This is a genomic window from Pseudomonas sp. FP1740 (assembly GCF_030687165.1).
GTDB lineage: Bacteria > Pseudomonadota > Gammaproteobacteria > Pseudomonadales > Pseudomonadaceae > Aquipseudomonas.
In genome coordinates this window covers 2,995,615-3,009,081 of sequence record NZ_CP117461.1, presented here as the reverse complement: position 1 = coordinate 3,009,081, position 13,467 = coordinate 2,995,615, and the positions used below count along the sequence as shown (strand labels likewise).

General features: G+C 60.7%; 11 protein-coding genes. 6 read left to right on the top strand and 5 right to left on the bottom strand.

Translation table 11 applies throughout. The features are described from left to right. Positions 1–35: 35 nt before the first annotated feature. On the top strand, positions 36–929 hold the full coding sequence (locus PSH69_RS13725; protein ID WP_305412518.1) for a LysR substrate-binding domain-containing protein: 894 nt from the start codon (positions 36–38) through the stop codon (positions 927–929). Here the strand turns inward: PSH69_RS13725 and PSH69_RS13720 are convergent. The 5 genes from PSH69_RS13720 to PSH69_RS13700 form a co-directional block, all read right to left on the bottom strand. Continuing rightward, positions 895–1,509: a GNAT family N-acetyltransferase gene (locus PSH69_RS13720; protein WP_305412517.1), complete on the bottom strand. Its 615-nt coding sequence runs from the start codon at positions 1,507–1,509 to the stop codon at positions 895–897. The two genes, PSH69_RS13725 and PSH69_RS13720, sit on opposite strands and share 35 nt — an antisense overlap. A 14-nt stretch (positions 1,510–1,523) precedes the next feature. Further along, the gene (locus PSH69_RS13715) at positions 1,524–3,779 is read right to left on the bottom strand and encodes an Orn/Lys/Arg decarboxylase N-terminal domain-containing protein (protein ID WP_305412516.1); all 2,256 of its coding nucleotides are present in this window, start codon (positions 3,777–3,779) and stop codon (positions 1,524–1,526) included. 114 nt (positions 3,780–3,893) lie between these two features. Then, positions 3,894–4,652 carry a DNA polymerase III subunit epsilon gene (gene dnaQ / locus PSH69_RS13710; RefSeq protein ID WP_305412514.1) on the bottom strand — a complete coding sequence of 253 codons (759 nt, stop codon included), beginning with the start codon at positions 4,650–4,652 and terminating at the stop codon, positions 3,894–3,896. 154 nt (positions 4,653–4,806) lie between these two features. Then, positions 4,807–5,259 (bottom strand): ribonuclease HI, encoded by a 453-nt coding sequence (gene rnhA / locus PSH69_RS13705; protein ID WP_212800132.1) that lies wholly within the window; start codon positions 5,257–5,259, stop codon positions 4,807–4,809. A 93-nt stretch (positions 5,260–5,352) separates the two neighbouring features. Further along, complete coding sequence (locus tag PSH69_RS13700) at positions 5,353–6,111, bottom strand: methyltransferase domain-containing protein (RefSeq protein ID WP_305412512.1); 759 nt, start codon at positions 6,109–6,111, stop codon at positions 5,353–5,355. Between the two features lie 65 nt (positions 6,112–6,176). Here PSH69_RS13700 and gloB point away from each other — a divergent pair, with 65 nt between their 5' ends. The 5 genes from gloB to PSH69_RS13675 all read left to right on the top strand — a co-directional run bounded on the left by gloB (position 6,177) and on the right by PSH69_RS13675 (position 13,467). After that, positions 6,177–6,944 carry a hydroxyacylglutathione hydrolase gene (gene gloB / locus PSH69_RS13695; RefSeq protein ID WP_305412511.1) on the top strand — a complete coding sequence of 256 codons (768 nt, stop codon included), beginning with the start codon at positions 6,177–6,179 and terminating at the stop codon, positions 6,942–6,944. A gap of 99 nt (positions 6,945–7,043) precedes the next feature. Beyond that, a complete protein-coding gene (locus PSH69_RS13690; protein WP_305412510.1) occupies positions 7,044–8,498 on the top strand; it encodes a transglycosylase SLT domain-containing protein in 1,455 nt (484 codons plus the stop codon). A gap of 220 nt (positions 8,499–8,718) precedes the next feature. Then, positions 8,719–10,551 (top strand): extracellular solute-binding protein, encoded by a 1,833-nt coding sequence (locus tag PSH69_RS13685; protein ID WP_018929624.1) that lies wholly within the window; start codon positions 8,719–8,721, stop codon positions 10,549–10,551. Further along, positions 10,548–12,389 carry an extracellular solute-binding protein gene (locus PSH69_RS13680; RefSeq protein WP_305412509.1) on the top strand — a complete coding sequence of 614 codons (1,842 nt, stop codon included), beginning with the start codon at positions 10,548–10,550 and terminating at the stop codon, positions 12,387–12,389. Before PSH69_RS13685 ends, PSH69_RS13680 begins: the two co-directional genes overlap by 4 nt. A gap of 4 nt (positions 12,390–12,393) precedes the next feature. Then, entirely contained in the window at positions 12,394–13,467 is a 1,074-nt protein-coding gene (locus PSH69_RS13675; protein ID WP_018929626.1) for a microcin C ABC transporter permease YejB, read from the top strand.

Here is a 13,467-nt window from a genome sequence, read left to right as displayed (position 1 = left end):
CTGACTCCCTCACCTGCTGAACATGGACTTCACGCATGCGTTTACGTCATATCGAAGTGATCCAGGCGCTCCTGCAGACCGGTCACCTGGGCACCGCCGCCGAATGGTTGCAGTTGCCCGTGACCGAGGTTGAACGCACGCTGCGCGATGCCGAGGATCAGTTGGGTTTCATGCTGTTTGCCAGCGTGCGTGGCCGTCTGCAAGCCACGCGCGAGGCGCGGGAGTTACAGGTCGAGATCGCCCACGTCTATGAAGCGCTTGAGCCGGTCCAGCGACTGGCCAGCAGCCTCAAGCAATATCTGGCCCCGCCCCTGCGAATCATCTGCACCCCGCCGCTGGCGCAACAGCTGTTGCCGCAGAGCATCGCGGCGCTGCGCCGACGCCTCCCCGATGCACCTTGCACCCTCCTGAGCCAACCGACCCGCGAGATTGTCAGAAGCCTGCTGCTGCGCGAAAGCGATCTGGGCCTGAGCCTGCACGACCCGGACCATGCCGATATCGATTGCCAGGTCATCGCCCAGGGCAAGCTCCAGCTATTGGCACCCCATGGCTGGCTGCAACCGAAACAGAAGTACATCTCGCTGCAAGACCTGGCCGGCCAGTCAATGGTTGGCCTGGAAGGTCACGACCCGCTCAGCCCGGCGCTGGACAACAAGCTGCATGCGCTGCGCCCTGCCCCAGTCATCCAGACCCGGGTGCAGACGCATCAAATGATGCGCAGCATGGTCGAGGCCGGTGAAGGCCTGGCGATCGTCGATCCGTTTACCGCCCTCGGCGCCAAATCGGCCGGGCTCGATGCCTGCCCGCTGGCGCCTGCGGTACCTATCAGCGTCTACGCCTTGCGCCTGAAAAACGCCGAGCCCTCTCCGGCGGTTCAGACGCTGCTGGACATCATCACGGAACAAGCCGTGGCGATGCTGGCGAGCTGATCGGTTTTTCCAGCGGATTGTCGAACAATCGATACCAGAACAATGCGACTTCGGCAGTGTTCGGGTCGATCCCGCGATAGCGCAGATGATCGATCCCGCCAACCACGTAGCCACAGCGCTCATACAGCCGGCAGGCCCCAAGATTATTGTTCTGGGTTTCCAGCATGATGCCCGGCAGCTTTTTCTTGCGGCTCCAGAACTGCGCTACGTCCAGCAATGCCTTGGCCACGCCATGGCGACGCGCCGGTGCATGCACCGCCAATTCATCGATATGGGCGAAACCGTTCCAGTTGGTGCTGACCACCAGGTGGCCCACCGGCTCGTCATCCAGATAGGCCATGAAAATCGCACTGTCGGCGGCATCGCGAAAGCTGCTGAACTCTTCAGGATCGATGCCGTAGCACTTGCGATACGGGGTGATCGGCGTCACCGGCCATTGCGCCACTGGCTTATCGATTGCTGCTGCACCATAGGCGGCAACTTCAAAACTGAAATCACTGCCCCAGATATAAGCCGCAAAACCCTCATCGGCAACACGTACCGAGAGGCCTGGGTATTTGGGATTCATGACGGGTTGCATACTTGGAAAGGTCCTCATTCCTTGATGCAATCGACGGTGTAGTGCCGTCCATTGCCCTCGTCTTCGTGTTGCAAGCCATGCACATCGGCGACAAACCCGGGGAAGCTGCTGTCGAACGCCCGGGCAAACTTCAGGTAATCGATAATCGAGCGGGTCGACTCAGTGAAACGCTCGCCGGGCATGATCAACGGAATCCCCGGCGGGTATGGCACCAGCATCACTGCCGCGATCCGCCCGTCCAGAGCGTCGATCGAAACGGCCTCTACTTCCCCGCGTACCAATTGATCATAGGCGTCCGCTGGCTTCATCGCGACTTCCGGCAGCACCGTGTACATGCGTTTTAGGTGTTTGGCCGTGGCGTTGCTGCGATAACAGGCGTGCAATTGATCGCACAGATCGCGCAACCCCATGCCTTGATAGCGGGCCACGTTCTGTTGCGCCACGCACGGCAGGCAGGTGGCCAGGCTGACGTTGGCGTCATAACTGCGCTTGAACTCCAGTAACTCGGTCAGCAGCGTGCTCCATTTGCCCTTGGTAATGCCCATCGAGAACAACACCAGGAACGAATACAGCCCGGTCTTTTCCACGACCAGCCCGCGTTCCCAGAGGAACTTGCTGACTACCGCCGCCGGAATCCCGCGCGCACTCAGCGCGCCGCCCGCTGTCAGCCCCGGCATCACCAGCGTGACCTTGATTGGGTCGAGCAGCACATAGTCGTCGGTCACGCCGCCAAAGCCGTGCCAATCGGCGTCAGGTTGCAGTAGCCAGTCCTCGGCGACCACCTGCTCGATAGCTTGCGCCGAGGGCGGCTGCCAGATGGAAAACCACCAGTCATCGGCGGCGATATGCTGGCGCAGATTGGCCAGCGCCCGGCGAAAACTCAGCGCTTCGTCGAACATTTCCTGTAGCAACGAACGACCGGCCGGCCCTTCCATCATCGCCGAGGCCACGTCCAGCGAGGCGATAATGCTGTACTGCGGCGACGTCGAGATGTGCATCATGAACGCTTCGTTGAAACGGTCACGATCCAGCTGCCGTGCACCGCCGTCCTGCACGTGAATCATCGACGCCTGGCTGAACGCCGCCAGCAGTTTGTGTGTGGAGTGAGTGGTGAACACCAAGGGGCTGTCTTCGCTGCGGGACGTGCCCATGCCATAACGGCCGGCGAAGAATTCGTGGAATGCCGCGTAGGCGAACCAGGCTTCGTCGAAATGCAGCACCTCGACGCTGTTGCCCAGGCTCTGTTTGATCAGTTCGGCGTTGTAACAGAGGCCGTCATAAGTCGAGTTGGTCACCACCGCCAACTTGACCTTGGGCTCGCGGCCCTGGGTCAGTGGGCTCGCGTCGATCTTGGCCTGGATTGATTCGCGGCTGAACTCACTCAACGGAATCGGGCCTATGATCCCCAGCTCATTGCGCTCCGGGCACAGGTACAGCGGAATCGCGCCGGTCATGATGATCGCGTGCAACACCGACTTGTGGCAGTTGCGATCCACCAGCACCAGATCATCGCGTGCCACCATGGAATGCCAGACGATCTTGTTGGCGGTCGAGGTGCCATTGATTACGAAAAAGGTGTGATCGGCACCGAAGTTGCGAGCCGCTCGCGCTTCCGCCTCGGCCAGGGGACCGGTGTGATCGAGCAGCGAGCCGAGTTCCGGCACCGACACCGACAAATCCGAACGCAGGGTATTTTCCCCGAAAAACTGGTGAAACGCCTGCCCTACCGGGCTCTTGTGATACGCCACGCCGCCGCCATGCCCCGGCGTGTGCCAGGAATAATTGGAGTCGGCGGTGTGCTGCACCAGCGCCTTGAAGAACGGCGGCAACAGGCCGTCCAGGTACTTGCGCGCCGCACGGGCAACCTGACGGGCAAGGAATGGCACGGTGTCTTCGAACAAATAGAGAATGCCGCGCAGCTGATTGAGCTCGGCCATGGCGTCAGCCGGGGCGTTTTCCAGGGTGACCTGTTCACCCAGGGCGAAGATCGGCAGGTCCGGCGCCCGAACCCGTGCCAGGCGAATCAGCTCGGCCATGTTGTGCAGAAGATGCGCATGGGTGCTGGCGTCTTCAGCGGCAATCAACATGCAGGCAAGGCCGTGATGGGTCGAGGCGACCAGACGCCCCTCGGTGTAATCGACCGCCGAGACAATGCTGAAGCCTTCCTGCTCCAGCTCCCGGGCAATGCCACGCACACGATCACCGGCAACGGTGTCGGCCTTGATGTCGCGGTGGACGATCAGGACCGGGAATTTCAAATCTTTATACATGAGGCTCGGCGTCCTGAGGCGGCAGACCGTGGCCTGCCAATCACCTCAGGGTAGAGGGTTGGAGCGCATGTGGCGAGGGGGATGCCCTGAAGTAGGGCACAGGCTGCGAACTTTTCAGGCCTGAGCCTTGGCCTCGGCCAGTTGCTGCCACAGCGACGGCGCACCGGCGGATTTGGCAATGGCTTCCAGGCGCGCAACGTGTTGGGCCAGCTCCTCTTCACTGGCGCGGATGATCCGGGTCGGCTGACGATCGGCCGGCAGACGACGGATTTCCGTGGCGGAATTATCGGCGCCTTCGCCCGAACCGTTGCCATCGGACGCGTTACCGGCCAGCGACAGGCTGGTCTGGCCGCCGGTCATCGTCAGGTAAACGTCGGCGAGAATCTCGGAGTCGAGCAAGGCGCCGTGCAGCTCACGACCGGAGTTGTCGACGCCATAGCGTTTGCACAAGGCGTCGAGGCTGTTGCGCTGCCCCGGGTGACGTTCCCGGGCCATGATCAGGGTGTCGAGGATCGTGCAGTGCTGTGTGATGTCCGCGCGATCGTGCTGGCCCATCAGGGCAAATTCGTTGTTGATGAAGCCAACGTCGAACGCCGCGTTATGGATGATCAGCTGTGCGCCCTTGATGAACTCGAAAAATTCATCGGCCACTTCAGTGAAACGCGGCTTGCCCACCAGAAATTCGTTAGTGATGCCGTGGACGCCGATGGCGCCTTCGTCACTCTCGCGATCCGGTTGCAGGTAAACGTGGAAATGCCGGCCGGTCAGGCGCCGACCGATCAACTCGACACAACCGATTTCGATAATCCGGTGGCCGTCGGTCACCGGCATGCCGGTGGTTTCGGTATCGAGTACAACGGATCTGGTGGCCATCAGTGCTCAGCTCTCAACGGGTCAATCGTGCAAAAGCGGCGATGTTAACACGCTCGCGGGGGTCTTTCAGATAGACCGTGTTGCGCCCAATCGCGAACAGACTCGCTCCCACTGATCGTTCCCACGCAGAGCATGGGAACGATCAGTGGTGGGTCTAGCCCTGCTTGTACCCGCGCACTTCATCCACGCCACGGTTGGCCAGTTGGTCGGCCCGTTCGTTGCCATGATGGCCGATGTGCCCGCGTACCCATTTCCAGGTGACGTTGTGGCGGTTGACCTGCTCGTCGAGCAGTTTCCACAGGTCGGCGTTTTTCACTGGTTCCTTCGCGGCGGTTTTCCAGCCGCGTTTCTTCCAGTTGGCCATCCACTCGTTGATGCCTTTCATCACGTACTGGGAGTCGGTCACCAGCAGCACGTCGCAAGAACGCTTGAGCTCTTCCAGGCCACGGATCGCCCCCATCAGCTCCATGCGGTTGTTGGTGGTGTTGGCTTCGCCGCCCCAGAGTTCTTTTTCAACGCCCTTGCACACCAGCAACGCGCCCCAGCCGCCTGGGCCAGGGTTGCCCTTGCAGGCGCCATCGGTGAAGAGTTCTACGCTATCGCTCATGCCAATCTATCCAGAAAATGCGCTGGCTCGCCGATCGGTGACCGACGATGCCCGAGGCCGGGGCATACCCGGCCGGGAATATAAAAAAGTGTATTACGGTTCGATGTGACGACGATTGACCTTGGCCATCGGCAACGGAATCAGCTTGCCCATCGGTTCGCGCCGTACTTGGCGCACCGGCCGCAGCCCCACCACGATCTTGCGCGCGACTAATAAATAGAACCCGCCACCCGATATTTGCCAGTCACCGGCCTTGCGCTCCCAACCGGCCAGACGAGCTTGCCAGGCAGGTGACGCAAGCGGCGGACGATAGCACCCGAAGCGGCGTTTCTCCAGCGCGAAGCCCAGCAGGTTCAGCCAGTCGCTGACCCGCGACGGCGAAATGCAGCGCGCCTTGCGCAAGGCGTCATGGGCGAACACATGACGCAGGCCCCAACTGCTCCAGGGGTTGATTCCGATAATCAGCAGATGCCCGCCGGGGCGCACGCTGCTCGCCGCTTCGCGCAACAAGCCGTGGGGCGACAGGCAGAAATCCAGCCCATGCTGCAACACCACCACATCGGCGGCATGCTCGCTCAAGGGCCAGGCCTGCTCTTCGCAGACGATCTCGACCCCCGGCAACGGCGCGCCGAGCCGCACATTGCGCTGCACCTGCGGCGCCGACGGTGGCGTCTGTGCCGAGGGGCCGTAATGCACCAGATAGCCGCCGAAGAAGCGCCCCAACTCGTCTTCGAGCATGCGTCGTTCTTCGTCCAGCAAAAATTGCCCGATGGGGCCGGACAGCCAGTCACGGGCCGCGCTGATCAATGCCAGCCAGTCAGGATCAGCCTGAGCGAACGCTTTATCGGTCATTGCATTCTCCAACGCGCCAGGAAGCTCTAAGATGCGCCAATGTTTTCCGCTTGGCGAATCCGACGATGATACAGATCAGTGCCCTGCCCGCCTTCACCGACAACTACATCTGGTTGTTACAAGACCCCAGCACCCAGCGCTGCGCCGTAGTCGATCCGGGCGATGCCGCGCCCGTAGAGACGTGGCTCGCGGCGCACCCGGGTTGGGTGTTAAGCGATATTCTGATCACTCATCACCATCATGACCATGTCGGCGGCGTCGAGCGGCTGAAAAAAGCGACAGACGCAACCGTCCATGGCCCGGCCAGCGAGACCATCCCGGCACGGGACGTGGCCCTCAAGGACAACGACCGGATCAACGTGCTGGGCTGGGACTTCGACGTCATCACAGTACCGGGCCATACCCTGGGGCATATCGCCTATTACCACCGTGGTCATTTGTTTTGCGGCGACACCCTGTTCGCTGCCGGTTGCGGACGCTTGTTCGAAGGCACGCCCGAGCAAATGCATCACTCGCTGAGCCGCCTCGCGGCGCTTCCCGAAGACACGCTGGTCTACTGCACCCACGAGTACACCCTGAGCAATCTGAAGTTTGCCGTGGCGGTCGAACCGGGCAATCCCGACACCCTCGAACGACTGGCCAAAGTCACCCGTCAACGGGAAGCCGGAATCATGACGCTGCCTTCGACCCTGGCGCTGGAAAAGCTCACCAATCCGTTTTTGCGTACCGGCGAAACATCCGTTAAAGAAAAAGTGGACGAACGGAATGGAACCGAAAACCGGGCGCCGAGTGCGGTCTTTGCTGCATTGCGGGCTTGGAAAGATACGTTCTAAGCCGCCTGCGCAATGGTACAAAAATTCTGAATGGTTGACCGCAGGGGGTGTGCTTTCTAGAATCGCCCGACATTTTCGCCCGGAACTTACTTCCAGCCAATGTCGTCACCTATTCGTAAAGCCACCAATTCAGACGCATTGACCCGCTTGGCTCAAGCCATCGCGGTGGCTGTGTCCGCCACTTTGGCGGGCTGTTCAAGCCATGTGCCGCAGACCGACGCGACACACACACCGAATATCGCCGCGCGAGCCAAGCAAAAACCGATCTGGCTCAGCGAAAAACCAACACCGCAAGTTCCCCAGGACGTCTGGGAGCGCATGCGCCAGGGCTTCCAGTTGCAGGACAACCTGGGCGTCAACCCGCGCATCGAGCAGCAGCGCCTGTGGTTCGCCAGTAACCCGTCCTTCCTCGAAAACGCCGGCGAACGCGGCAGCCTCTACATTCACTACATCGTCGAACGCCTTGAAGAACGCAACATGCCGCTGGAACTGGCGCTGTTGCCAGTGATTGAAAGCGCCTACAACCCGATGGCCTATTCCCGGGCCGACGCGGTGGGTCTGTGGCAATTCATTCCTTCCACCGGGCGTTACTTCAACCTGCGTCAAACCCGTTTCTATGATGGCCGTCGCGATATCACCGCCTCGACCACCGCGGCCATGGATTACCTGACCCGCCTGCACGACATGTTCAACGGTGACTGGCTACTGGCCCTGGCGGCCTACAACGCCGGCGAAGGCACGGTCAGCCGGGCCATCGAGCGCAACGAGAAGCTCGGTCTTCCAACCGACTATTGGAACCTGCCGCTGCCAGCGGAAACCCAGGCCTATGTGCCGAAGCTGCTGGCGCTGTCGCAAGTGGTGTTGGCGCCCGATGCCTATGGCGTGAACCTCAAGTCGATCGCCAACGAACCGTACTTCCAGGTCGTCGAAATCAACCAGCGCATGGACCTGTCCAAGGTTGCCGCGGTGGCCAACATCGACGAAGACGAACTGTTCCAGCTCAACCCGGCCTTCAAGCAACGCACCACCATCGACGGCCCCCAGCATCTGCTGGTGCCGACGTCCAAGGCGCAACTGCTGACTGCCAGCCTGTCGACCATGCGTCCTGAAGAGCTGATCAGCCAGCGGCCGCTCAAGCCGGTGTTCGAAGGTGCCGACGACAGCGAAATCGCCAGCATCAAGCGCGCCTACCGGGTCAAGCGCGGAGAAAATCTGGCCTCCATTGCCAGGGCCAACAAGGTCGACGTCAAGGACCTGCAACGCTGGAACAAGCTGAACGGCAAGAACCTCAAGGTCGGCCAGACCCTTGTGATGCAGGACACCAGCAAGCGCAGCGGCGGTCGCATCAACACTGTCGTGGCGGCGAACAGCAAAACCAGCGGCAAGTCAGACAAACAGAAGCCGCAGACTCAGTACAAGGTCCAGCAAGGCGACTCGTTGTACATGGTTGCCAAACGTTTCAATGTCGAAATGCAACACCTCAAGCGCTGGAACCCTCGGGTAGGCCAGGCGCTGAAACCGGGTCAGATGCTGACGGTGGCTTCCCCGCATTAAAATTGAGGTGATGCCGAAAAGATCGCAGCCTTCGGCAGCTCCTACAGAGAATGCATACATCCGATCAATCGTGGATGTACATGATCGGTGTAGGAGCTGCCGCAGGCTGCGATCTTTTTTTTCGACCCGCCCCCGCATTAAGCTCCCGTCTTTTTCCTGTCGATACAAGCTGTTACTGTACGGCCCACAAAGCCCAAGCCGCCTGGATCGGATCTCTGACTTGAAGCGTCCCCTCCTCCTGCTCCTGATCAGCCTGGCCTTGAGCTCCCCCGCAAGCGCGACGATCAGCGAAAGCCACGGTTATGCGCAGTTCGGCACGCTCAAGTACCCGGCCAGATTTACCCACTTCGACTGGGTCAACCCGCAAGCGCCCAAGGGCGGTACGTTGCGGGTGATGGCGTTTGGCACCTTCGATACGCTCAACCCTTACACCTTCAAAGGTTCGAGCCCGGTTTCCACGGCCAACTTCCTGCAATACGGCATCAACGAACTCAACGAACCGCTGATGGTCGGCACCGGCCAGTACGCGCCGTCGGGCGATGAGCCGACGTCCAGTTATGGCCTGATCGCCCAATCGGTGGAATACAGCGAGGACCGCAGCTGGGTGGTGTTCAACCTGCGCCCCGAAGCGCGCTTCCACGATGGCACGCCGATCACCGCTTACGATGTCGCGTTTTCTTACCGTCTGCTGCTCAAGGAAGGTCATCCGCAATACCGCACCAACCTCCAGGAAGTGTCGCGGGTCGACATCCTCAACCCGCAGCGCATTCGCTTCGTCTTCAAGCGCTCCGGCAATCCGTTGCTGATCCTGCGCCTGGGCGAGTTGCCGGTGCTGCCCCAGCATTACTGGAAAGATCGCGATTTCAAGGCCACCACCTTCGAACCGCCATTGGGCAGCGGGCCGTATCGCATCACTTCGGTAACCCCTGGGCGGCAGATCGTCTTCGAACGGGTCAAGGATTACTGGGGCAAGGACCTGCCGGTCAATCGCGGCAAATACAACGTCGATCGCATGGAAGTCGAGTTCTACCGTGACAGCGACGTGGCCTTCGAAGCGTTCAAGGCCGGCGAGTTCGACATCTACATCGAGCATCAGGCGAAAAACTGGGACAACGGCTACGACTTCCCGGCCGTGCGCCGTGGCGAGGTGATCAAGGCGCAGATCCCGCACCAGATCCCGACCCAGAGCCAGGGCCTGTTCATGAACACTCGGCGGTCGACCTTCGCCCAGATCAAGGTCCGTGAAGCGCTGGGGCTGATGTTCGATTTCGAGTGGACCAACCGCACGCTGTTCAGCGGCGCCTACACTCGCGCCATGAGTTACTACCCCAACAGCGAGTTCTCTGCCACGGGACTGCCGGTCGGCCACGAGTGGCTGTTGCTCAAGCCCTATCGCGATCAGTTGCCCGCCAAGCTGCTCACCGAGCCGTTCAGCCTGCCGCAGACCGAAGGCCGCGGCATTCCGCGCGAAACCATGCGCAAGGCCTTGGGCCTGCTCGCCGAAGCCGGCTGGAAGCTCAATGGCCAGCGGCTGCAGAACAGCATCGGCCAACCGCTACGCTTCGAGATCCTGCTGGTCAACCCGAACCTGGAGCGGATCCTCCAGCCTTATGTCGAAAACCTCGCCAGCATCGGTATCGACGCACGGCTGCGCACGGTCGATCGCGCCCAGTACAAACAACGCCTCGATCAATTCGATTTCGACATGATCCTGATGACCCTCAACCAGACCCTCAGCCCGGGCCTGGAGCAATGGCAGTACTTCCACTCCAGCCAGGTCGGGATCAAGGGCAGCAAGAACTACGCAGGCATCGCTGACCCGGTGGTCGATCATTTGCTCGAACAACTACTCGGCGCCCAGACCCGGGATGAACAAGTCGCTGCCGGCAAGGCGCTCGACCGGGTGCTGCTGTGGCAGCACTACATCATTCCCAACTGGTACCTCAATTATCACCGCTTGGCCTACCGCAACCGGTTCGCCTTCGTCACCACGCCGCCCTACACCCTGGGCCTGAGCGCTTGGTGGCTGAAATCTTCGGAGAAAGATCAATGACTCCCTTACGCGCCCTGCTCTTGCAGGCCAGCGGTCTGTTGTTCGCCGGGCTGGCCTGCGCCGCCCCGCAACACGCCCTGACCCTGTACAACGAGCCGCCGAAATACCCGGCCGACTTCAAGCACTTCGATTACGTAAACCCCGACGCGCCGAAGGGCGGGATCTTCCGTCAGGCCGGGTTCGGTGGCTTCGACAGCCTCAATCCGTTCATCAGCAAAGGCGTGCCGGCCGACGACATCAGCATGATCTACGACACCCTGGCCAAACAGGGTCTCGATGAGCCGTTCACTCAATATGGCTTGATCGCAGGCAAAATCGAAAAAGCCCCGGACAACAGCTGGGTGCGTTTCTATCTGCGCCCCGAAGCACGTTTCCACGACGGCCACCCTGTGCGCGCCGAAGACGTGGTGTTCAGCTTCCAGACCCTGATCAAGGACGGTGCCCCGCTCTACCACGGCTATTACAGCGACGTGGAGGAAGCGATCGCCGAAGACCCGCTCAAAGTGCTGTTCAAGTTCAAGCACAACAACAACCGCGAATTGCCAATGATCCTCTGCCAGTTGCCGGTGCTGCCCAAACATTGGTGGGCCACCCGTGACTTCAATAAGGGCAACCTGGAGCTACCGCTGGGCAGCGGCCCGTACAAAGTCACCGAAGTGAAGGCCGGGCGCTCCGTGCGATATGAACGGGTCAAGGATTACTGGGGCAAGGACCTGCCGGTCAATCGCGGGTTCTACAACTTCGACGTGATGACCACTGACTATTACCGCGACAACACCGTCGCACTGGAAGCACTCAAGGCCGGTCAGTTCGACTACTGGCTGGAAATATCCGCGAAAAACTGGGCCAAGGCCTACAACATTCCGGCGGTGACCGAAGGGCGGCTGATCAAGGAAGAAATCCCCAACGGCAACCCCACCGGCATGCAAGGCTTCGTGTTCAACCTGCGTCGTCCGGTGTTCCAGGATGTGCGCGTGCGCCAGGCGCTGACCCTGTTGCTGGACTTCGAGTGGACCAACAAGCAACTGTTCAACGGCGCCTACGTGCGTACCCGCAGTTACTTCGAAAACTCGGAAATGGCCGCCACCGGCCTGCCGGACGCCGATCAACTGGCGATTCTCGACCCGTTCCGCGGCAAGATTCCCGAGCAAGTGTTCAGCGAGGCGTTCCAGAACCCGCTGACCGACGCCAGCGGCATGATCCGCACCCAGCAGCGCAAAGCCTATCAACTGCTGCAAGAGGCCGGCTGGCGGATCGTCGACGACAAGATGGTCGACGCCACCGGCAAACCGGTGACCATCGAGTTCCTGCTGGCCCAGACTGAGTTCGAGCGGGTACTGCTGCCGTTCAAGCGTAACCTCAGCGACCTGGGCATCGACCTGGTGATCCGTCGGGTCGACGTCTCGCAATACATCAACCGCGTACGCTCCCGGGACTTCGACATGATCGTCGGCAGTTTCCCGCAATCCAACTCGCCGGGTAACGAACAGCGCGAGTTCTGGATGACCGCCGCCGCCGACAAACCCGGCAGCCGCAATTCCATGGGCCTTAAAGACCCGGTGGTGGACCAATTGGTCGAGCAACTGATCAACGCCGATTCGCGCAAAAGCCTGGTGGCCCACGCCCGGGCGCTGGACCGGGTGCTGCAATGGGGCTATTACGTGATCCCCAACTGGCACATCAAGACCTCGCGCGTGGCGTACTGGAACCACATCGGCCACCCGAAGGTTTCGCCCAAATATGACATCGGCATCAATACCTGGTGGGTCAAGCCCGACGCGACACCTGCGATAGAAGTCGAAACCAAACTGCAAGCCGACCCTGCGGGCACGGAGTAATCAGATGCTGGCGTATATTTTTCGGCGACTGCTGCTGATCATCCCAACCCTGTTTGGCATTTTGCTGATCAACTTCGTGATCATCCAGGCCGCCCCCGGTGGGCCGGTGGAACAGATGATCGCCAAACTCGAAGGCTTCGAAGGCGCCACCAGCCGCATTGCCGGCGGCGGAGCCGAAGTGTCGGTGGCCGGCTCGGCCTATCGTGGGGCGCAAGGCCTGGACCCGGCGCTGGTCAAGGAAATCGAGCACATGTACGGCTTCGACAAATCGGCGCCGGAACGTTTGTGGATCATGATCAAGAACTACGCCACCCTGGATTTCGGCGACAGCTTCTTCCGCGACGCCAAGGTCATCGACCTGATCAAGGAAAAGATGCCGGTGTCGATCTCCCTCGGGCTGTGGAGCACGCTGATCATGTACCTGGTGTCGATCCCGTTGGGGATCGCCAAGGCGACGCGACACGGCAGCCACTTCGATGTGTGGACCAGTTCGGCGATCATCGTCGGTTACGCGATCCCGGCGTTCCTGTTCGCCATCCTGCTGATTGTGGTGTTCGCCGGCGGCAGCTATTTCGACTGGTTCCCGCTACGGGGCCTGACCTCGAACAACTTTGATGAGCTCAGCACCGGCGGCAAGATCCTCGATTATTTCTGGCACCTGGCTCTGCCGGTCACTGCACTGGTGATCGGCCACTTCGCGACCATGACCCTGCTGACCAAAAACAGCTTCCTCGACGAAATCAACAAGCAATACGTGGTCACCGCCAAAGCCAAGGGCCTGACCCGTCACCGCGTGCTCTACGGCCATGTGTTTCGCAACGCGATGCTGTTGGTGATCGCCGGTTTCCCTTCAGCGCTCATCGGGATCTTCTTCACCGGCTCATTGCTGGTGGAAGTGATTTTCTCCCTCGACGGCCTCGGCCTGATGAGCTTCGAAGCGGCGATCAACCGCGACTACCCGATCGTCTTCGGCACGCTGTTCATCTTCACGCTGCTGGGGCTGGTGCTGAAGCTGATCGGCGACCTCACGTACACCCTCGTCGATCCGCGCATCGACTTCGAAAGCCGGGAGCATTGA